Below are 19,286 nucleotides of genomic sequence, written 5' to 3'. Positions count from 1 at the left end.
ATGGAAAACCTTCGGCTCCCGCTTGAAGCGCCGGGTTGCACTGGTCAGGCCGCATACCATAACACTGCGAAGTAATGGCAAGTAGTGCCGGCGATCACGAAGAGATGCCAGATAAAGTGGCCGTAACGCAGTCGCGAATCGCTAGCGAAAAAGGCTACACCTGCCGTATACGACAGGCCTCCCGCAAACAGCAAGAGCATACCCGGCGCAGGGACCCTCGAAAACAGCGGGTCAATGGCGATCACAGCCAGCCACCCCATAAGAAGATAAAGACCGGTGGAGAGCATCGGACGGGTTTTCTTTCCGAAGACCTCCACGACCACGCCGGTTAACGCAAGACCCCACACCATCCCGAGAAGGGTCCAGCCCCAGACCCCCTTGAGCACGCCCAGTGTAAATGGCGCGTACGTGCCGGCGATGAGCAGAAAAATGGCGCAATGCTCGAAAACCCGAAAAAGACGCTTTGCCTCGCTTATCCGCAACGCATGATAGAGCGTAGAGGAGAGGTAGAGGATGATCATTGTTGCGGAAAAGAGATACACGCCGACAACGAATCCGGCATCCCCATGGCTTGTTGCGTGGATGATGAGAAAAGGCGTCCCCGCAAGTGCGGCAACCAGAGCGATGCCGTGGCTGATGCTGTTTGCAATTTCCTCCCCCCGAGACTGATCACGCTCAGGACCGCTGAACCACCCGCGGACTCCAGTTTTGGGAGCTGAACGGTTGCTTTCGGGCTGCTGCGTCCGGACTGTTTCAGGAAGGCGGAATTTCATCATGGAATGCAATCATCGTTGTGACATAATTGCCGTGACAGGCACGCTCGCCCTGATACTTTGGCTCGTCAGGCACTGGCTCATTCACTGGCCGGTTCACTTGCCCTCGGCTCCCTGGATAAAATCGTCACACGCTATTTGGGTTTAAACCATCCGGTTCTGATTTTCAAGCTTACCGCGCGACTGGCAGGGACGGCCAGTTCAAGGAGACCAGCCTGGGGAGGCCATCATGAAAGTAGCTGTTTGCAGCGCTCAGTCGTACGACCGTGAGTTTTTGCTGGCGGCCAATCGTGACTTCGAGCATGAACTGGTATTTTTTGATTCGCGCCTGAGCGGGGAGACGCGGCAGGTAGTCGCTGGCTTTCCTGCCGTGTGCGTATTCGTGAATGACACGCTCGACGCCGCGGTGCTGGAAGCCCTGGCTGCGCAGGGTACGCGACTGATCGCCTTGCGCTGCGCAGGATTCAACAACGTGGATATTCATGCGGCGAGCAGGCTTGGGCTTCGCGTAGCACGTGTTCCCGCCTACTCGCCGTACTCTGTAGCCGAGCATGGCGTCGGCCTGATGCTGTCACTTGACCGGCATCTTCACCAGGCTTATAACCGGGTGCGCAACGGCAATTTCGCTTTGCACGGGTTGCTCGGCTTTGAACTGCGCGGCAGGACGGTAGGTATTGTCGGCACGGGGCGCATCGGTACCGCAGTCGCCCGCATATTGCACGGTTTCGGTTGCCGCCTCATCGCCTGTGATCCGCAGCAAAGCGACGAATGCCTGCGCCTGGGCGTCGAATATGTCCCGCTGGAAAAACTCTACGCAGATAGCGATATTGTCACCTTGCATTGCCCCCTGAATCCTCAAACGCATCATCTGATCGACACGGAGGCAATCAGGCGCATGAAGCCCCGCGTAATGCTGATTAATACCAGCCGGGGCGGGGTGATCGATACGGAAGCGTTAATTGAGGGGCTGAAATCTTCGAAAATCGGCTGTGTGGGACTGGATGTGTATGAACAGGAAGGCGACCTGTTTTTCCAGGATTTATCGGATCAGGTAATACAGGACGATGTATTTGAGCGTTTGCTGACCTTTCCAAACGTGCTGATTACCGGCCACCAGGGGTTTTTCACTGCTGAAGCGCTCTCCAGCATTGCGCAAACTACCCTGCAAAACATCACCGCGTTCGAGCGCGACGGATTATGCGAGAATGAAGTAACGCTCGAATTGCTGCAGGGAGGCTAGTGCATAAGCCGCAACAGTCGCTGGACGTTTTCACCTCGCTCCCGAGACGCTCCGGTCGCGTTTGGTGCCTTTGGTTTATCGTTCCAGGATATGCCTTGGCCGCAATAAATTACGGTTCCGTGTTTCATCGAACAGACCGGCTCGCGTGCCGGCATCAAGCTTGATTGGTTCAGACATAAATCGGTAAAGGGCCATGAATCGACAAGGTAAACTCCTGTTCGCAACGCTGCTGATCGCGCTCGCCAGCACAGCTCATGCAATTGCCGTTGATCCGGATGGCGCCGGGCTTGAGCCTGCCATGGATGTAAAAGGCCTGCATTGGGCGCCGGGCAATACCTTGATAACGCCGGTCGGTCGCGCATCAATATTTGCCCACCCCCTGGGCGACGTGTTCCAGCGTTACACCCACGCATCGCTAAGCGGGTTCGAGGATAGTCAGGGGACCAGCATCGGAAGTTCGGGGGCCGGCCGGTGGGCATTCATCGCAGGCTATCGTGAACAGGTAGTATCAACTGTCGGTAACAACGTTGTGCTGGCCACTGTTGGGGGGGGCGATAACTTCTTCAGGCTCTATTTCGATCCAACGCCAAATGCCAATTCGGGTAATGGGACGGGATATGGACCTGATGCCACAAATCCGGATGCGGTGCTGGTACTGTCAGGCGCGATTGACGCTTCCATAGGGCAAACGGCGATCTCTGCTCTCAGGGTGCCGCCAGGCAGTCTTGACACTTCAGGTAGCGATAATTACCCCAACGTGGACAGCATCGCAGCGATGGGGAAGGGCACGCTCGCAGTAATTATCGATCGTTTTGATATCAGCTATTTTCCCGAGGGATTCAGCCCGGGGCTGGGCCTTAATTTCCAGACCATGCTTGACCTGCCATTTTCTCAAACTGATCCATCGTCCTGCTTTAAAAACGGGACGGGCATGCTGATTAATGGAGCAGGTCCAAATACCCTGAGCGGACTGGAATGCGACATCAATACATTAGGAAACATCAACGGTATTGACGGAACAAACCTGATGCTCATGGCCGATTCATCTTCCTCTTTCACGCAGGTTGCGCCACTGCCGGAGCCTGCATCCCTTGCATTGTTAGGCGTGGGCCTGGCTGGCATGATACCGGCGAGACGACAGCGCAGAGCGCGGCATTAGTCCTGGCTCGGCATTAGTCCTTGAAGCTGGAATTCCCGCAACTGGCTGGCTTTTGCTGTGTGATTTCCCCCCAGTTCAATATTGCTGATTCTCCTGAAGTCGGGCTTCCCGCCGCAGCGAATCATCCAGCATTAAGCCCATGTCGTCATCGAGCATGCCTTGAAAGCGTTCGCGCCGAAGCAGATCATCGATGGTGAGGCCGACTGGCAGAAAGCCGTCAAATACCGTACCCACCCGCTTTGTCTTGAAGATTTCCAGACTCTTGCTATACGCTCGGGGAGGCAAGGGGATATACCGGACCTCTCTCACCGCGGCAGATGCGTTCTTCATATAGAACCCGACAAACTCCTTGACCTCCGGTTTCTCCGCGGCCTTCATACTCACATAAATGAAAATGGGGCGGGACAAAGGCTGATAGGTCCCATCCTCCACTGTTTCCGCAGAGGGAAGCACCCCTTCGCCTGTTCCATTGTCGATCGCGACCGCCCTGATCTTGTCCTCGTTCTGCTTGTAATTTCCAAAGCCAAAGAAGCCCAGCCCGTTTTTATCACCCGCTACCCCTTGCGCCAGCATCTTGTCATCCTCCGATGCCATGAAATCGCGACGGCTCGATTTTGCCTTGCCGACAATGGCTCGGGTAAAGTAGTCGAAGGTGCCGGAATCGGCACCAGACCCGTAGAGCCTGAACGGCTCATTGGGCCATGCCGGATTGACCTGGCTCCACCGGGTTATTTTACCTTCGGCCGAAGGCTCCCAGATTTTCTTGAGTTCGGCCACCGTCATGGTTTTAGCCCAGCTATTCTGTGGATTCACTACGACCGTGACCGGATCAAACGCAACCGGCAGTTCGACGTACTCGATGCGCGCCTTATCGCACGCCTTTATCTCTCTTCGCTGTATGGGGCGGGACGCGTTGACGATATCGATTTCGCCCGCGCAGAATTTAGCGAGCCCGCCGCCCGTGCCGGAAATGCCAACCGTTACCTCGACAGCGCCCTTCTTCTCTTTCCGGAAATTTTCTGCTACCGCTTCCGTGATCGGATGCATGGTGCTGGAGCCATCAATTTTTATGATCGTCTCAGCGTATGCAATGCTAAAGACGCTGCCAGCGCCGCCGACTCCCATAAGCCCAACAAGTACTGCCACCGCGCCCTGCCATTTAAAGTTATGTGTTTTTAGCATTTCTTCCTCAAGTCGATCAATCTGACAGCCATCCCCAGTGCGGATCAATTTGCAAACCCCTGATATCGGATTGTGCACTTTTCCTGTTACAGTTTCATGTAACGAAGAAATTATTATCCCAGCCTGGCGATGTCCTCCTGCTGGCGAATCGGATGGAAGCCATGAGTGGTACAGCAACTGAAGAAGTATGGAAAAGTATTTCTACTACTATTGAAATGGAAATAGCGGAAGTTTCAGTACCGACCGGTTGGCATGGCGCGCAACGGACAAATGAAGGCAGCGAAGGAAGCATGAAGCAGGCAGGAAGCGCGGAAGGCGCCGCACTTCCCGCTCCGTGTATCTCAAGATCCATCGTGCGGCAATTCCGGGCCTCCGGAAGTACGCGGCGCCTAACACCTTCCGCAGAATGAGGCGATTTTGTACCCGGCTTTGACGGCCCCCTACTGAGCAGAGGGCTATCAGAGGGGTTCTAGATTACAGCCGTAAGCCGCATGATGCCGCGCAATTATCAGTCCCTCGAGGCCCGCCACTGCCGAACCCGCTTCGACTGCATGATTTTGTACGCCAGCAGACTCAGCAGCATCAATGCGATGAGCGGACCGATTGCGGATCGGAACATTTTCGCGTAATTGATCATTTCCACCCGCAACGAGTACTCGTAACGCACAGGCGGCACGGAATCACCTGTGATGAAAACCGTGTAAAGACCCTTATCCAGGCTGGTCTCGCCTTTGATCACGCCGTCGGGATGATGGCTCGGGCGCAAATATGTGACGGTCTCGTCTTCTGTTTCGTTGGTACCCCTGACCACCCGCACCCCGATGGGTATGTCGCGTAATGCCGGGTCGACGAGGTCCACAACCAGGTAAGTATTGCCTTCCTTGGGTATTTCCGTACAGTACTGATCAGCAGGCTCGAATTGAGGCTGATAGGCGCTTAAATGCACCAGGCTGTTGTCCCCAAGACGGCGCACGCACGTGTCTTCCTCCATGGATACTTTGCCGTGTGCCGCCACTCCGCCACTGTAAAGCGCCGAGACAAGGACAAGAGCCAATGCGCCGGCCTGTATCGCTTGCTTGATTACCATTCGTTTACTCCTCTCGATTGATTTTCCTTAACGCCGTGCCTCGAACTCATGCTTTAACTATGCTCCATGAGGGGTCGCTGGTCATGGAACGAACTGCGAACTTTAACACCAGCAGTGCCATAACGTCTCCTCAATAAAGACACGGGTAAAGAGAAATGTGGGATGAATTTTCTACACCACTGACCGCTTCGCGTTTCCTCCATGGAAGCTGCAGCGAAAATGCTCTGTGTGAAAACAACGCTGTGTGAAAATAACCTTGAGCAACAGCTGAGGGCGAAGAGTTTACTCTCCTCGTTTATCGTTGCATAATGCAAGTATAATCTATTAATTGCACGTTGCAACCAAAATAATACGCCGAGGTAACGTGGGTAAACCAGACCAGACCAAGCGCTCCTCCTGCCCCGTTAGCTGCGCGCTCGATATATTGGGCGACAAGTGGACGCTGCTTGTCATCCGGGACATCCTGTTCATGCGAAAGCAATACTTCCAGGATTTCCTGGAGTCGCCGGAGAAGATCGCATCCAATATACTTTCGGACCGGTTGAAGAAACTGGAAGAGTGCAAAATCGTTTTGCGGCAGCGCGATCCGGGCAACGCACGCAGGATCATTTATACCCTGACCGACAAGGGGTTGGATCTGTCGCCGGCAATTCTGGAGTTGTTACGCTGGGGCGCCAAGCATGACCCGGAGAGCAACGTGAGCGACTGCTTGATACAGAGCCCGAACAATGTTATCTAACTCGTTGATTACTCTCTAATAATATATCAGATGGGAATAAGATGGAGTCAATGCGAACTTTTCGGTTCAAAAGTGCTGATTTCTCGAAATGATCTGACTGGGCTGCCTTTCCGGCAGTGAACGAGTGTCCAGCTTGTCATCAATTTCCTTAATTTCTGAACTGCCTCTCCGGCAGTGATTCACGCCATGCACTCATCGTTTTGCCAGCGATTGCTGGCTGCTTGATCGCCCATCTGCCGACACCGAAGCGAGGCCGATTCCTCTCCCTCTCGTTGTACTAGAACCAGGGCACGGTCGCTGTCGGGCTAAGTCCATAAGTGCCAAATCGCCCCTCCACAGCGTGTTCCTGCAGCGGCAGATGTTCAACAAAGAGCCGAAACTTTTGCCCTGTACTCCGGCTGGTCAGGACAAGATAAGGCAAGCTTAGCCGTTTTGCGGCGCTGTCGGGAATAATCTGTCGCGCGGCCTCGGCGCTGATATTTTTTCGAAGCATCAATCTCCGGCGCTCACGTTCAGGACTGCTTTTTGCTTGGACCCGACGCACCACGCGGTGCCCGGCATGAGTTGGCACCTGCGCGATCTCACCGAACGTCGCGTGATCCTGCAACCCGGCCACCCAGCCCGGCTGTATTATTTTTTCCAGATCGCCACCTTTGCCGTGCAGGCGCAACCGCGCCCCAAGCGTAACCCCATTCTGTTCCCAGTCCGGAAAACTGATCCCGATATTTTCAGCGCAATGCGCTGCGAGCGCCTGATGTACCCTGTTGAAGAGCGAATTCATCAGTATGGTTGATGAAAAATCCGGGTCAGGCAGCAGCCGTATATCAAAATAGGTATTCATGAATCCTTTTCGCCAAATACGCCCCCGCGGATAAGCATCGCCATTACGAAATGCTGGTTTTCCTCGCTAGGCGGCCGCCCGTTCAGCACCCACTCGCTCAACAAGGTGTAGAAATCGGCTTTCATTCGCGGTTGCCGATATGCCTTCCCCTGAGTGGTAACCGAGCCGTAAGGCTCGATAGCGATGGGACCCATCGGAGAGGCGCCATCGTCGGGATACCAGGTATCGATAGTACGCAGCGCGTTGCCGATTTTCTGGCTGTGGAGAGCAGCCACCGATCCCAGGGAATAAAGCGTTTTACTTTTCCTGCCCTTCTTATTCCCGCGATCGAGGATTAACTCCTGCGACGGATAAACTTCCTGGCCGTCACCAACACGGGCGTAGGCAACCACCTCGAGCAGTACAGCGCTGCCGGAAAGCCCCTGCTCGATCACTTGTGCCAGTTCTTGCAGCGCGGGTGCCGCCGGCGCAGGCTCATCAAAATTTCTCAGGGAGAAATTATGGCTGTTAAATGTCCAGCACGGGCTCGCTTTGTCGTCGTGGATTAAGTACCGGGCACGTACCTCCACCTGTTCAGCTCCCACCCGGTTGCGCCATAGGAAACGCCCATTCGCAAGGTTATGCGCATAGCGTCGGGCGAGTACGGCAAAACCCACTTTGCTCGCATAATGCTCGACGATAGCGTTGAGCCTCGCCTGATAATCAACACTGTTGCAGGCGGCTGGAACGCCCGCTCCATCGAGAACGCGCAGTGTGAAGCGCACTCGCAACGTATCGTGCACATAGGGCAGGGTGGCGACATCCACCGCCTGGAGATTGGGAGATTGAATCGAGTCATCCAGCTTTGCCGGGTCCTGATCCTTTGCGGAAAATCGATGGGAAATGGTGCCGCGAACGGATTTTTCCCGGACTATCACAGCGGGCCATGACTCGCCGTGGTCCCGGTCGCTCCACTGTCCGGAGGAAAATAGCGCGTCGGAAGGGTCCAGTTTGCGTTCGAAAGCCAGTACGGAGGCGGTTTTCAGCGCCATTTATTCGCCCCTTTGTCCATCTGCGTGTCGAGATAGCTGGAATAACGATTAATGCAGCAATAAATTCCATTTTCTGGTTGGGATTCGGTGTACCAGAGCAGTTGATCCAGATTCTCCACCCGATTCGGGCTGATCCATTCGCCCAGCGAATAAAGGCTTTCCGCGAAGCCGAATGGTGTGGTTCGGTCCCGGGTGTTTTGCACTTCCCCGCCAGAATAAAGAGAGGACAAAACGCTGTAGCCAATAGGCAGGGGAACCAGCCATCCAGGTTTTCTGTGTACGTCCCACCGCACCTCATCGGGGGAATCGGAGCGGGGCAGGCCGGGTTCAATATTCAGGCGCGAGAAATCAAGTAACGCGTCGAGCATATTGGGCACCGCTCCGCTCCCATTCTGCCGGGCTCTCATTTCAGTCAGATGGTCGATCAGCAAATCGTTGCGTTGCACCAGGGCGAAGCCGGGGATCAGTTTGCGGCGCAGGTCACGCATCACTTCGAGCTGTCCTTCCGGGCCTTCTCCAAGCGGCCACCATCGCTGCACGGCCGGCCGCTCGGCGATCCGCGGCGGCAACAGGCTACCCCCGGCGATGCGCATGCCCTGCGCCATGCCAAAAATATCCTCGGCGAATCTCTCCCCCTCGCTGGGTGAGAGCGCGTCCTTCACCGCGATAACCAGACTGACTTCCATGTGGGCACGACCTTCCTCCACCATGGCGGGTGCGCGACCGTCTTTTTCCCCCGGGTTGCGCGTAAGGTGAAACACATGCGCACGGTCCCCGGACGACCAGGACACTTGAGGCTGAAAATCGTGACAAACGATCCCAACCCCCCCAAATCCTTTTTGGAAAGAGGGGGACAACCCCCCCTCCATCGCTTTCCGCTGCAACGCATGAACGAAGCCGGTAAAGGCGGTGGGAGAGGGGAAGCCCCAGCTGAGCGGGCCGGAAATGGCATTCGCATTCTGCACGCAAAGATTCGGCAAAAGCACGAGGGCAGCGGCCTTCTTCACAAGGTTAGTCATGGCAACTCAGTTCGATGCGCGTCATATGCAATTCCTTGTCAAGGAAAGAAGCCCAATGCGCGGCTTCTGTTTGATTTCGAAGTGCGGCGGGTATACCAAGACGAACGTTCAGCCAATTCGCGTATCGGGCGCATATGGTGTCCTGCCACCCGTTGGCACGGCACAAGGCGGCAAAGCTTTCGTCTTGCGCCGCCCGCCGCGGGTCCAGCCAGCACTGCTCCTCGGAATTCAGCTGACAGTCGGGGTCCAGGGTCCAGCCCGCCTTCAACTCGTGCAATTCCGCCGCAAATTGCAACAGTTCATCGCGCAACTCCCGCGCGACTCCAATTCTTATGTGGCCGGCCGGGCCGCTGTCAGCAGCGACGCCTCCATCTCCAAGCTGATGTACTGCCCTTAACGCCCGGCGCACCCGGTTTCGATTGCTAAACAAATGGTCGAATATGCTATTCACATGCAAGGGAGGGTGTGCGCGCTCGGAACGCCACGTTGGCGGTAAAGACGGGAGAAGATAGTTTTTGCCATTACGCTCCAGATTGAGCTGACCGGCATTCTGCGGATTCGCACCGCCCACCCGTTGTATCGCAAGGTCAGGGTAAGTCCGATAACCGTGAGGATAGGCCGCTCCCGCTCTTCGCGCGGCGCGAGCATTTTGCGCGTCAACCGAGAAACGATCCTCTTCTATTATTTTCCACACATAATGGGCAATCGAAGTGGAAAATAGCGGTGCTAAAAGGTGGTATTTCGCTTTGCTGCCATCAGTGACCGGCCAATAAACCTGTTTGGCGAACTTATGGGATGAAAGTGGGCCTCTCGGTTGTGCCAATCTGCCAAAGGCCTCCATCCACTTTTCCGCCTGTGGCCTGTCTTCACAAAACGCAGCGGCTAAAGCCGGGTCTTGGCTGTTCGCATAATCCAGAAGCGACTTGCCATCGACGCGCACGCGCAAAAATGCGGCGACATCAAGCGCCGCCGCGTCACCGATCACATCGAGCCTGAGGTCATCCCTTCCAATAGTGTGGGTGCCGACATAGGTTTCGCCGATGGCCTTGTTACCCAGGGCCAGCAAATTCGAGCCTTTCGCCTGGGGGTGCGTCAACTTCAGTATGTGTGTCGCCTGCTCGATTCGCGATGCCCGCCGGGCAGCATCGGCGATCCATTCTTCCAACTGATGTCGTGCTATCTCTTTTTTGCGCTTGTGCTCGATCTCGCGTACTTTATCCGCCTGACTATCCTTGAGTTTGGCCCGTTGTTTCTGAAGAACGTCCAGTTTTAATTGAAGGCGTTTGTGCAGGAACCCACGAATGGCAGCTTCGAAACGTGCGCTGCGCGCGTCTGTCGGAACGACGCTACTCTTTGCAAGCACCGAGTCTTTAACCGGCTGTATCATGGTTCTCCTGTGTCAATCGCTGGACCGTCCGCGCAATGCTATCCGGGTGAAATGAACGACGGCATGCAGAATAGAAGACGGAATACGCCTCTATTATTCGCAATGAAACACGGGGTTTTCTGCAAGGCTGGTGCATTCGGGGCGCGAACCGCGCTCAGCGGGACCCGGGATGAGCCCTCGGTGCTATCTTACGGATTGCGGCAGCTTTGAAAATTGGACCAAGGTACAGGCTCTCACGACTCTGGTTATTTTTCATGAACTTGGCATTGATTTTGTGCGCATGCAAGCCGGTTGCGGGATACGCTTGCGTTGGCCGCATATCCAATGTCTGAGCAATGCTGAGGTATAACTTGCCGCAATCCCCAATTTCTGACCAGGTCATCGCTGCCTATCGTTCGGCCAACTACCGGGTGGAAAGCAGTGGCAAGCCCTTCGTCTTGCGCATTGACCGGTATTCTGAACCGCTATCGCGGCTTTTTGCCTCTTCAGGTCACCAATGCGCTGCGTTTGTCACCGCTTTCAACCCTTGGGGAGAGGCTCAAGGCTCTGATGCAAATCTGGCGGCCAGCGCGCGCCTTTTAGACCGGCTACGGCACCTGCCCGGCGGCGAAGACCGGGTTATTGCTGGAATGGGGTGCGACCCGCGTGGAATATGGACTGAGGAGAAGAGTTTCCTCGTGCTCGGGCTAGAACTCGATGCATCGAAAATGCTGGGCCGGGAGTTTGACCAGAATGCAGTCGTATGGGCGGGCACTGACGCCATACCCAGACTGGTTCTGCTCCGCTGAACAAACCAGCTGCCCTGCTTGGCCCCGAGCTTTTCCGCGGGTAATATGGCATGCTATGATGATTTACAGGCGATTTACAGGCGATTTAGGTATCAGGATCAGGAAAGAACTCGGACAGAAAAATATGAACATTGAACAGTTAAACAGCGATTTTGGCATTGCTGAGCACATCAAATTTATCGCAGGCGCGGGTGGGTTTCCCTTTATCAGGGTTGATAATGAAAGGGCCAGTGCCGTGATCTCGGTATATGGAGGCCAGGTTTTGTCCTATCACCCGGCGAATGAGCCGCATAACCTGATGTTTCTCAGCGAGGCGGCCTATTATCAGTCGGGAAAAGGAATTAAGGGAGGTGCGCCGATCTGCTGGCCGTGGTTTGGGCCGGACCCTGAACGGCGCGGCCGGCCAGCACATGGGTTTGTCCGCACCCGTTTCTGGAATATCACGAAAACCGGGATAAATCCGGATGGCGACTGCCAGGTTACGCTGGGTCTGACCGAATCCCCTGAGACAAGCGCAATATGGCCGCATTTATTCGACCTCTCGTTGGAAATAACCGTCGGGGAGTCGCTGAACCTGGAACTGGTCACGCGTAACAGAACGGCACAGGCGGTTACCATTACACAGGCGTTGCACACTTATTTCAAGGTCGGCGATATAAGCCAGATAGCGATATTCGGCATGCAAGGGGCCGAGTACGTCGATAAAACCGACAACGGGATCGTAAAAGCCCAGGCGGGCGCGATAACGATCGATCGGGAAGTCGACCGCATCTATCGCAACGTACAGCGCGAGCAGGTCATCGAGGATGCTGTCCTTAACCGGCGTATTCGCATTACCGCGCGAGGCAGCAAAACCGCGGTGGTGTGGAACCCGTGGGTGAAAATCTCTGCGGAAATGGGCGATCTGGAGGATGACGACTACAAACGCTTTGTTTGCGTTGAAACCGCCAACGCCGACGTGGATGCGGTAGAGGTACCCGCTGCGGGCGAATCCCGGCTGGTGGCCAACTATCGTATAGAACGCGACATGGCGGAAGTGTTGAAAGAGATCAAGTCCCTGCAATAAGCGGAGAATATGTATCCGATCATGGGCTGACATCTTCCCACAACTTTTGCAGGCGCTTGACGGAGACGGGGTAGGGCGTTTTCAGCTCCTGGGCAAACAGGGAAACGCGTAATTCCTCGATCTGCCAGCGAAATTCGTCAAGATGGGGATCGCTGGTCCCGGCCTTGCGATGCTTCTCCCGGCGCTGTTCATACTGGTTCCATAACGCGGAAACCGCGGCGCCGTGGCGCCCGTCGCGCTCCGGGTTGCCTGGATACTTCTCCAGCCGCAGGCTCATCGCTTCGAGGTAACGCGGCAGGTGTTGCAACTTCTCCCACGGGGTGGCGCTTAGAAATCCGGGATAAATCAGCGCTTCCAGTTGCGCGCGAAGCTGGGCGCTCAGTCGCACATTGGGTTCTCCTTTCTGTTTACTGCCGGGGGCTCCACCTCCCGCAAGCTTGACGAGCAAAGACTGGCATTCATTCCCGATGGCTTGCACCAGCCGCGCAATTCCTTCGGTTACGGCTGGCAGGCGCGCCCTTGCTCGCTGGCGCTGGGCGACAAAGTCCTTCTCGGTGCGAGGCGGCGTGTCCTCGCCGATGAACGCGCGGTCTGAGATGGCACTGACAATGTCCTCGATAAGCCTGTCCGGCGTGATGAGCGTGTGCAGTTGTAAAACAGACTGCCCCAGATATCGGTTTTGCCCCGACAGGTTTTTTTCCAGCTGCTTCATCTGCTCCCTGAGCTCAAAGCGCAGCAACTGCCTTACCCCGCCGCGCATGCTTGCTTGCGCCGCTTCACGCGTATCGAACAACTGGATCGCGACTTTTCCCTCCGTTTCGACCAGCGCCGGAAATCCGGTAAGTCTCTTGCCTCCCCGGGTAAAAGCAATCTCTTCCGGCAAATCGCCAAAATCCCACCGCTTCACGTCGTCGCGCTCGATCGGCATGCGCTCGCCTGAATCCGAGCGCGAAAATGTCAATTGTGCGGCCTGACCAAGCTGCGCCCGCAGTTGCGCAAGGTCACGGCTCATCGCCAACTCCTGCCCCGCATCGTCGATCACCCGGTAATTCATCAGCAGGTGCGGGGGTGGCTCTTCGTTGCGCCAGCTCTCCGCACCGACGGCAGTGCCTGTTTCGGCACGGATAAACTCGGCCAGCGCTTGGACAAGCGGGATGGGCTTTGAGAAAGAATCCACGTCGCCCGACTCAAGATTTTCGAGAAACCGGGTCACAAAATCGGGTATCGGCACCACGTGGCGCCGTATCTGTTTGGGAAGCGCCTTGAGATACCACGTTATTTTCTCGCGGATCAAACCCGGCACGAGATAATCGAATTGCACGGCATCAAGCTTGTTCAGCAGCGGCAACGGCATCGTGAGGGTTACGCCATCCAGCACATGGCCGGGCTCGAAGCGATAAGCCAGGGGCAGGCTGATACCATCCGCCGCCACGTTGTCGGGAAAACGCGCTTCCGTCACATTCTCCGCTCCATGGCGCATCAGGTAGTCCCGGATGAGGTAGAGCAGGCGGGGGTTCTCCCGTTCGGCCTGCCGGCGCCATTTTTCAAATGCCGCGCCGTTGCACATCCCCTGCGGGACGAGGGCATCATAAAACTCGAAAATGCGCTCTTCGCCTACCAGCACATCAGGCCGACGGGTCTTGTGTTCCAGAGCCCCGACGTCGGCAATGAGCTCGCGGTTATGATGGAAAAAAGGCGCCTGGGTTACATATTCGCCCGCGACCAGCGCGGCGCGGATGAAAATTTCGCGCGCTTCCCCAGGGTTGACGTTACCGTAATAAACCCGCCGTTTAGGCGTCACGGTCAGGCCATACAGCGTTACCCGCTCAAACGCAGACACTTGGGCGGAACTCTTCTCCCAGTGCGGGTCGAAGTAATGCTTTTTGCACAGCTTCCCGGCGATCTTCTCGACCCAGAGCGGATCGATTTTTGCCACGACGCGTCCGTAGAGCTTGGCGGTTTCGGTCAGTTCCGCCGCCACGACCCATTTGGGCTTCGTCTTTTTGAGCACTGAACCGGGAAAAATGGAAAACTTGATTCCGCGCGCCCCCAGATACTCCCCGTCCTCCTCCGTCTTGAAGCCGATATTGCCTAGCAGCCCTGCCAGAAGCGCGCGATGGATCTCGTCATAAGTCGCCGGGATCTCATTTGGACGCAGCCCGAATTCGGCCACCAGCGTATGCAGTTGCCCGTGAACCTCGCGCCATTCGCGCATTCTCCGGTGCGAGAGGAAATTTTCCTGGCAATGGGCGATCAGCTTGCGCTTGGATTTCCTATGCTTCAACAATTCGTCGAAGAATTCCCACAGTTTCAAGTAACCAATAAAATCCGAACGCTCGTCCTGAAAGCGCTGATGAGCCCGGTCTGCCGCTTCCTGCCGCTCGAACGGCCGGTCGCGCGGGTCTTGCACGCTCAAGGCAGCGGCGATGATCAGCACCTCGCTCAGGCAGTTCTCCTCCCTGGCAGCCAATATCATGCGGGCGATCTTCGGATCGATGGGAAACTTCGCCATCCGCCAGCCGATACTGGTCAGCGCGTTGGCCTCATCCACGGCACCCAGTTCGGCCAGCAACTGGTAGCCGTCCGCGACCATGCGCGGCAGGGGCGGGTCGAGAAACGGAAAATTCTCCACGGCCCCGATCTTGAGCGACTTCATCCGCAGGATCACCGCGGCGAGCGATGAGCGCAAAATTTCCGGATCGGTAAACTCCGGGCGGGCCAGGTAATCCTCCTCTGCGTAAAGACGGATACAGACGCCGCTCATTACCCGGCCGCAGCGGCCGGCGCGCTGGTTAGCGGACGCACGCGAAATTTTTTCGACCTGCAACTGTTCGACTTTGTTACGGTAGCTGTAGCGGTTGAGGCGCGCCACCCCCGTATCAATCACATAGCGGATTCCAGGGACCGTCAGCGATGTCTCTGCCACATTGGTGGCGAGCACGATGCGTCTCAGGCTGCTCCCGCCCGGCCTGAACACGCGTTCCTGCTCGGCATGGGAAAGCCGCGCGAACAACGGCAGAATCTCCGCACCGCCGTGGCCGCCTGTTCCTGTTCCCGACGCGCCGAAAGCATGCTTGCGCAGCGCCTCGGCCGTCTCGCGTATTTCCCGCTCACCGGGAAGGAACATAAGCACATCGCCGGGACCGCAGCGGACGGTCTCATCGACCGCGTCAAGAATCGCCTGTTCGATATCGCCTTCATCCCGTTCATTCTGATCCTGATCCTGCGCGCCCCCCTTGTTACGGCCTCCTTCCTCCTCCCGGCGCGCCGCCGCAGATGAAAGGGGGGAAAAGGGAGGGCGGTAACGCACTTCCACCGGATACATGCGTCCTGATACCTCGACCACGGGCGCATCGTTGAAATGCGCAGAAAAGCGCTGCGCATTGATCGTGGCGGAAGTAACGATAAGCTTCAGCTCCGGGCGGTTTGGCAGCAGTTGCTTGAGGTAACCCAGCAGAAAATCAATATTGAGACTACGCTCGTGCGCCTCATCGATGATGATGGTGTCGTATGCCGCGAGCGACGGCTCGCCCTGGGTTTCCGCCAGCAGAATGCCGTCGGTCATCAGCTTGATGTACGTTCCCTCGCTTACGTTGTCGGAGAACCGGATCTTGTAGCCGACGGCATGGCCCAGCGGGCTATTGAGCTCGGACGCAATCCGCGCCGCTACCGTGCGAGCCGCAATACGTCGCGGCTGCGTGTGGCCGATCATGCCTGCTACGCCGCGCCCGAGTTCGAGGCAGATTTTCGGCAATTGTGTTGTCTTGCCGGAACCGGTCTCTCCGCATACGATCACCACCTGGTTTTCACGAACCGCGCGCGCGATTTCCTCGCGCCGCCCGACTACGGGCAGCTCTTCGGGGTAGACCGGCTTGGGCAGGTTGGCGAGACGCCAGGCGTAGTTAGCGTTAGAAGATTCTTTCATCGTCCAGCTGTAACAAAAAGGGCGCATATTCTAATCGAGAAGAATGGGCCGCAATAATATGGGCATAAAAGTGCTGGGGAACCTTCACCGGAAAACGGAGGTTCGCACCGACGCAATACACCTTCACGCTTGACATCCCATGCTCATCAGCTATCTTTATGGAATACGGGCGAGACGATGTTTTCCCGCGCCCACTTGCCACTCGGGTCATTCGGGACGCCTGTCTTTCAAGAGCGAAACGATACGAGAAATTCCATTGGCACATGGTTAAGGGAGTCAAGGGTGCCGGTTCTGCTGGACTCGCCGCGACTCCTGAGTTCTTCAACTGGACGGGAGGGAAATGAAAAAACGCGGATTTTTGCGCGGAACAATGCTCGCTCAACCCACTATGCTGTATTGTATCGGATGGGTTACACCTCAAGAAACGCATGATTTGTCCGTACAGTAACAAGGGAAGCGCAACATGAGAGCCACCATTCAATTCATAAACCCGGACGGGAAACTCGCCCTTGCCACGCGACTGCCGAACATCATCAAAGGCATTAAAAATCTCCGGCAGCACATTCTAGCGCATGGAATATTGCTAGAAAGACTGAGCCCGGACGATGTGGCGGCGCTACAGGAAATGCTGTCGAGAGAGGGCGGGTTCACTTACCTTACCTCGGAAAGTACTATTCGTGTTCGCGTTACCGATGGCGATCTCCGCGCGCTGCTAGGACTTGGGCTTGTGGTGCCCCTTCCGCATCGGCGCAATAAGTTCGCGGATATCTTCTGGGAACGGGGGTTCACGATCGAAAAACTGGAGCAGCGCCAGGCTGACGACCTCAGGAAACAGATCGAAGCCATCGCGACCGTGACGCTTTCCGCCGATGTTGCCCAGACACATTTTTGTACCGTCAGCGGCCAGGTTTTTCACACGGATGGCGTTCCGCTAAGCACTCGCGGCTTCACCGTTCGCGCCTTTGATTCCGTCGCAGCAGGTTTGCCGACACCCAGGCTGGTTCCCTGCGGCACTACCGCTACGCTCCAGGCTAACGCCAACTATCTGATCGACTATGCCTGGCAGCCCGACGGAAGAAAAGGCCCAAATCTGATCGTGCGCGTATTCGACCAACAGGGTAGCGTCGTCGCAGAAGTGGAAAAACGATCGGCCGCGATTCAGGAATACCTCGACATCACTGCTGAAGGCCTGGGCATCGTGCGCGGGATCGTCCATAGTTCGGATAACACGCGGGCTGCTGGTGTGACCGTGCGCGCTTTTGACCGGAACTTGCGGGAAGAAACGCTACTCGGGTCAACTGACACGGATGTGGATGGGTTTTACGAGATTACCTATAGTAACGCGCAGTTTCGCCTTAAAAAGGCCCAGCCTGATCTGATCATTCGCGTCTTCGCAAGCGCATCGGGAGTTGGGAATGCCGCAGAGACCGGGGACGAGCTGGCTGTTTCCGCCATTGTGTTCAATGCGCCCCACCTGTACACCCTTGATCTTGAGGTTAGGTCACGGAACGATCCCTCCGAATACGAGCGTCATCTCGCCGAACTGCAGCCTCTCATAGAAGGCGAGCCGGTCCAGTTATTGACCGATGAGGACTTGCGCTTTCTCAGTGGCAAGACGGATATCCCGTTCGACCAGCTTAATTACCTGCGCCTGGATGCGCAATGGATGTTCCAGTACGCTTTGGAGCCGGCGGTGGCTTACGGCCTCTTCCGTCAAGAGCTTCCAACCAATCTGGCCCGTTTGCTGGCGGAGAAACCAGCGCGCTTGCGGGAGGCGCTCAAGACGTCAGTGACGCGTAATATTGTCCCGGCCTCCATTGGTGACAAGGCTATCGAGCAACTTCTCGCCCTGGCCGATTCCCCGGCTTCCAAGTCGTACGCTCGAACCCCATGAAGCAAAGACTGCAACTCTTATCCAGCCCTTATCCAACCCTTACCGAAAACGCTGCCGTTTGCCCGGGAAATCCGGACAGGAAATTCAAACGCGGCAACTCTACTTCATCCGCGGCGTGATCAGTTCATTCACTTCCCTGGTTTTTTCCCCGGCGAAGACTATAGTGAATATTGTCTTGTTCCCTAAAAGCTGCTGCAGCCATGATCAGGAACCCCCGCGCTAAACGGATTCTCTCTATTTCGCTGCTCATACTTGGCGGCATGCTGATGTTTTTCGCGCCGGAAAATATCTGGATCGGGGCAATACTTTTCACTCTCGGCGTCGGGGTAGAGATCGTCGGCCTCGTGCTCGCCCATCGCAAATAGCACAAATGGGACAAATAGCCCAGATAGTACATCGGCTGAGCACAGACGTGGAAACGCGCCTGTTTTCTCCCTGACGTTTCGTCCGACAGCGGAGCCGGTGAGGCGGAATAGCGGCGATAAAAAACCCGAAGACGCGCGAGCGCTCCGGGTTCAAGTTTCCACTTACAAAGGAGGGATCACTCTTCCAACATGGACATAATAAGACTGCCAGAAATAAAGTCAAGCAAGTTCAGCCGTATCGCGAAAAATAAACCAGGCAATAACGCTTTCCGCTGCGTATGAACTTGAAAAATGCTCAAAACCGCCCAATAAAACGCGTCCCCATCACCGCACTAAAGCTGGGAACCAGATTAGTTGTGCGCGCGTAAATGTTCATGTTTGCGCCCATCCATTGCGCGGCCAGCGCGATGAAGAAAATGCTGGTACGATGCCGGCAGTTGAAGAAACCCATTCTGTCCCCAGCATGAGCTAGAAGTGCTCTAAAGGTTCCCTGGATTTCTGACGTTGTACGTAAGGTTGGAGTTATTACAGCGTCCTAATAGAGCAGAGGACAGTCCGCTTCCCGCGGATTGCTGAAAACGCCATTTTTCCGTTAGCGCCTGCCAATCGCCAAAGTCCTGGGTAGGCATGGAGCGTGCTTCCTCCCGTTCTTTCGCTGGTGGCAACCTGCATCCGGGGCAGCGCTAACGACTTGACAGAAAGACATGGAACAGGTCGCGACAAGCCGGACGCGTGAAACCAATGCGCGGTGAATGCAGTCGAAGCTCTTATCCCCTCAAACGTGAGGAGG

The 19,286-nt window shown here is 56.1% G+C and carries 17 protein-coding genes; 8 read left to right on the top strand and 9 right to left on the bottom strand.

The features are described 5' to 3' along the window. Nucleotides 1-44: 44 nt before the first annotated feature. Entirely contained in the window at nucleotides 45-776 is a 732-nt protein-coding gene (gene trhA / locus R5L00_RS14510; RefSeq protein ID WP_317652494.1) for a PAQR family membrane homeostasis protein TrhA, read from the bottom strand. Nucleotides 777-1,002: 226 nt separating this feature from the next. Between trhA and R5L00_RS14505 the strand changes: the two genes are divergently transcribed. Further along, nucleotides 1,003-2,013 (top strand): 2-hydroxyacid dehydrogenase, encoded by a 1,011-nt coding sequence (locus tag R5L00_RS14505; RefSeq protein ID WP_317652493.1) that lies wholly within the window; start codon nucleotides 1,003-1,005, stop codon nucleotides 2,011-2,013. A gap of 193 nt (nucleotides 2,014-2,206) precedes the next feature. Beyond that, entirely contained in the window at nucleotides 2,207-3,172 is a 966-nt protein-coding gene (locus tag R5L00_RS14500) for a PEP-CTERM sorting domain-containing protein (RefSeq protein WP_317652492.1), read from the top strand. A gap of 75 nt (nucleotides 3,173-3,247) precedes the next feature. Here the strand turns inward: R5L00_RS14500 and R5L00_RS14495 are convergent, their stop codons facing one another. Then, complete coding sequence (locus R5L00_RS14495; protein ID WP_411555568.1) at nucleotides 3,248-4,354, bottom strand: PstS family phosphate ABC transporter substrate-binding protein; 1,107 nt, start codon at nucleotides 4,352-4,354, stop codon at nucleotides 3,248-3,250. A gap of 161 nt (nucleotides 4,355-4,515) precedes the next feature. Here R5L00_RS14495 and R5L00_RS14490 point away from each other — a divergent pair, with 161 nt between their 5' ends. Next, nucleotides 4,516-4,764, top strand: a complete 249-nt coding sequence (locus R5L00_RS14490) for a hypothetical protein (RefSeq protein WP_317652491.1) — start codon at nucleotides 4,516-4,518, stop codon at nucleotides 4,762-4,764. Between the two features lie 98 nt (nucleotides 4,765-4,862). On the opposite strand, the gene R5L00_RS14485 is transcribed toward R5L00_RS14490, so the two are convergent. Continuing rightward, the gene (locus R5L00_RS14485) at nucleotides 4,863-5,441 is read right to left on the bottom strand and encodes a hypothetical protein (protein WP_317652490.1); all 579 of its coding nucleotides are present in this window, start codon (nucleotides 5,439-5,441) and stop codon (nucleotides 4,863-4,865) included. Between the two features lie 364 nt (nucleotides 5,442-5,805). Between R5L00_RS14485 and R5L00_RS14480 the strand changes: the two genes are divergently transcribed. Then, nucleotides 5,806-6,180 carry a helix-turn-helix domain-containing protein gene (locus tag R5L00_RS14480; protein ID WP_317652489.1) on the top strand — a complete coding sequence of 125 codons (375 nt, stop codon included), beginning with the start codon at nucleotides 5,806-5,808 and terminating at the stop codon, nucleotides 6,178-6,180. Nucleotides 6,181-6,457: 277 nt separating this feature from the next. Here R5L00_RS14480 and cas6f read toward each other — a convergent pair whose 3' ends face one another. Genes cas6f through csy1 form a run of 4 tightly spaced genes read right to left on the bottom strand, consistent with a single transcriptional unit; the run spans nucleotide 6,458 to nucleotide 10,458 of the window. Next, the gene (gene cas6f / locus R5L00_RS14475; protein ID WP_317652487.1) at nucleotides 6,458-7,021 is read right to left on the bottom strand and encodes a type I-F CRISPR-associated endoribonuclease Cas6/Csy4; all 564 of its coding nucleotides are present in this window, start codon (nucleotides 7,019-7,021) and stop codon (nucleotides 6,458-6,460) included. Continuing rightward, entirely contained in the window at nucleotides 7,018-8,052 is a 1,035-nt protein-coding gene (gene csy3 / locus R5L00_RS14470) for a type I-F CRISPR-associated protein Csy3 (RefSeq protein ID WP_317652485.1), read from the bottom strand. The genes cas6f and csy3 overlap by 4 nt, the downstream gene beginning before the upstream one ends. Continuing rightward, complete coding sequence (csy2, locus tag R5L00_RS14465; protein WP_317652483.1) at nucleotides 8,043-9,071, bottom strand: type I-F CRISPR-associated protein Csy2; 1,029 nt, start codon at nucleotides 9,069-9,071, stop codon at nucleotides 8,043-8,045. The genes csy3 and csy2 overlap by 10 nt, the downstream gene beginning before the upstream one ends. Beyond that, nucleotides 9,064-10,458 carry a type I-F CRISPR-associated protein Csy1 gene (csy1, locus tag R5L00_RS14460; protein ID WP_317652482.1) on the bottom strand — a complete coding sequence of 465 codons (1,395 nt, stop codon included), beginning with the start codon at nucleotides 10,456-10,458 and terminating at the stop codon, nucleotides 9,064-9,066. Before csy1 ends, csy2 begins: the two co-directional genes overlap by 8 nt. A gap of 350 nt (nucleotides 10,459-10,808) precedes the next feature. On the opposite strand from csy1, the gene R5L00_RS14455 reads away from it, so the two are divergent. Further along, entirely contained in the window at nucleotides 10,809-11,246 is a 438-nt protein-coding gene (locus tag R5L00_RS14455) for a DUF3293 domain-containing protein (protein ID WP_317652481.1), read from the top strand. A 124-nt stretch (nucleotides 11,247-11,370) separates the two neighbouring features. Then, complete coding sequence (locus tag R5L00_RS14450; protein ID WP_317652480.1) at nucleotides 11,371-12,312, top strand: D-hexose-6-phosphate mutarotase; 942 nt, start codon at nucleotides 11,371-11,373, stop codon at nucleotides 12,310-12,312. 19 nt (nucleotides 12,313-12,331) lie between these two features. Here the strand turns inward: R5L00_RS14450 and hrpA are convergent, their stop codons facing one another. Continuing rightward, the gene (gene hrpA, locus R5L00_RS14445; protein WP_317652479.1) at nucleotides 12,332-16,237 is read right to left on the bottom strand and encodes an ATP-dependent RNA helicase HrpA; all 3,906 of its coding nucleotides are present in this window, start codon (nucleotides 16,235-16,237) and stop codon (nucleotides 12,332-12,334) included. Nucleotides 16,238-16,700: 463 nt separating this feature from the next. Here hrpA and R5L00_RS14440 point away from each other — a divergent pair, with 463 nt between their 5' ends. Together R5L00_RS14440 and R5L00_RS14435 are read left to right on the top strand one after the other, a co-directional pair. Next, entirely contained in the window at nucleotides 16,701-18,131 is a 1,431-nt protein-coding gene (locus tag R5L00_RS14440; RefSeq protein ID WP_317652478.1) for a hypothetical protein, read from the top strand. 200 nt (nucleotides 18,132-18,331) lie between these two features. Further along, a complete protein-coding gene (locus tag R5L00_RS14435; RefSeq protein WP_317652477.1) occupies nucleotides 18,332-18,496 on the top strand; it encodes a hypothetical protein in 165 nt (54 codons plus the stop codon). 295 nt (nucleotides 18,497-18,791) lie between these two features. Here the strand turns inward: R5L00_RS14435 and R5L00_RS14430 are convergent, their stop codons facing one another. Then, nucleotides 18,792-18,947 carry a hypothetical protein gene (locus R5L00_RS14430; RefSeq protein WP_317652476.1) on the bottom strand — a complete coding sequence of 52 codons (156 nt, stop codon included), beginning with the start codon at nucleotides 18,945-18,947 and terminating at the stop codon, nucleotides 18,792-18,794. Nucleotides 18,948-19,286 lie beyond the last annotated feature (339 nt).

Source organism: Nitrosospira sp. Is2 (genome assembly GCF_033095785.1).
GTDB lineage: Bacteria > Pseudomonadota > Gammaproteobacteria > Burkholderiales > Nitrosomonadaceae > Nitrosospira.
This window is presented reverse-complemented; position numbering and strand designations above follow the sequence as displayed.

Bases quoted from the DNA above. Each gene is read 5' to 3' on its own strand.
- csy1 (WP_317652482.1), bottom strand. From the start codon at position 10,458: ATGATACAGCCGGTTAAAGACTCGGTGCTTGCAAAGAGTAGCGTCGTT.
- R5L00_RS14430 (WP_317652476.1), bottom strand. From the start codon at position 18,947: ATGGGTTTCTTCAACTGCCGGCATCGTACCAGCATTTTCTTCATCGCG.
- cas6f (WP_317652487.1), bottom strand. From the start codon at position 7,021: ATGAATACCTATTTTGATATACGGCTGCTGCCTGACCCGGATTTTTCA.
- R5L00_RS14490 (WP_317652491.1), top strand. From the start codon at position 4,516: ATGAGTGGTACAGCAACTGAAGAAGTATGGAAAAGTATTTCTACTACT.
- R5L00_RS14495 (WP_411555568.1), bottom strand. From the start codon at position 4,354: ATGCTAAAAACACATAACTTTAAATGGCAGGGCGCGGTGGCAGTACTT.
- R5L00_RS14500 (WP_317652492.1), top strand. From the start codon at position 2,207: ATGAATCGACAAGGTAAACTCCTGTTCGCAACGCTGCTGATCGCGCTC.
- R5L00_RS14450 (WP_317652480.1), top strand. From the start codon at position 11,371: ATGAACATTGAACAGTTAAACAGCGATTTTGGCATTGCTGAGCACATC.
- R5L00_RS14485 (WP_317652490.1), bottom strand. From the start codon at position 5,441: ATGGTAATCAAGCAAGCGATACAGGCCGGCGCATTGGCTCTTGTCCTT.
- csy2 (WP_317652483.1), bottom strand. From the start codon at position 9,071: ATGACTAACCTTGTGAAGAAGGCCGCTGCCCTCGTGCTTTTGCCGAAT.
- hrpA (WP_317652479.1), bottom strand. From the start codon at position 16,237: ATGAAAGAATCTTCTAACGCTAACTACGCCTGGCGTCTCGCCAACCTG.
- csy3 (WP_317652485.1), bottom strand. From the start codon at position 8,052: ATGGCGCTGAAAACCGCCTCCGTACTGGCTTTCGAACGCAAACTGGAC.
- trhA (WP_317652494.1), bottom strand. From the start codon at position 776: ATGATGAAATTCCGCCTTCCTGAAACAGTCCGGACGCAGCAGCCCGAA.
- R5L00_RS14440 (WP_317652478.1), top strand. From the start codon at position 16,701: ATGAGAGCCACCATTCAATTCATAAACCCGGACGGGAAACTCGCCCTT.
- R5L00_RS14435 (WP_317652477.1), top strand. From the start codon at position 18,332: ATGATCAGGAACCCCCGCGCTAAACGGATTCTCTCTATTTCGCTGCTC.
- R5L00_RS14505 (WP_317652493.1), top strand. From the start codon at position 1,003: ATGAAAGTAGCTGTTTGCAGCGCTCAGTCGTACGACCGTGAGTTTTTG.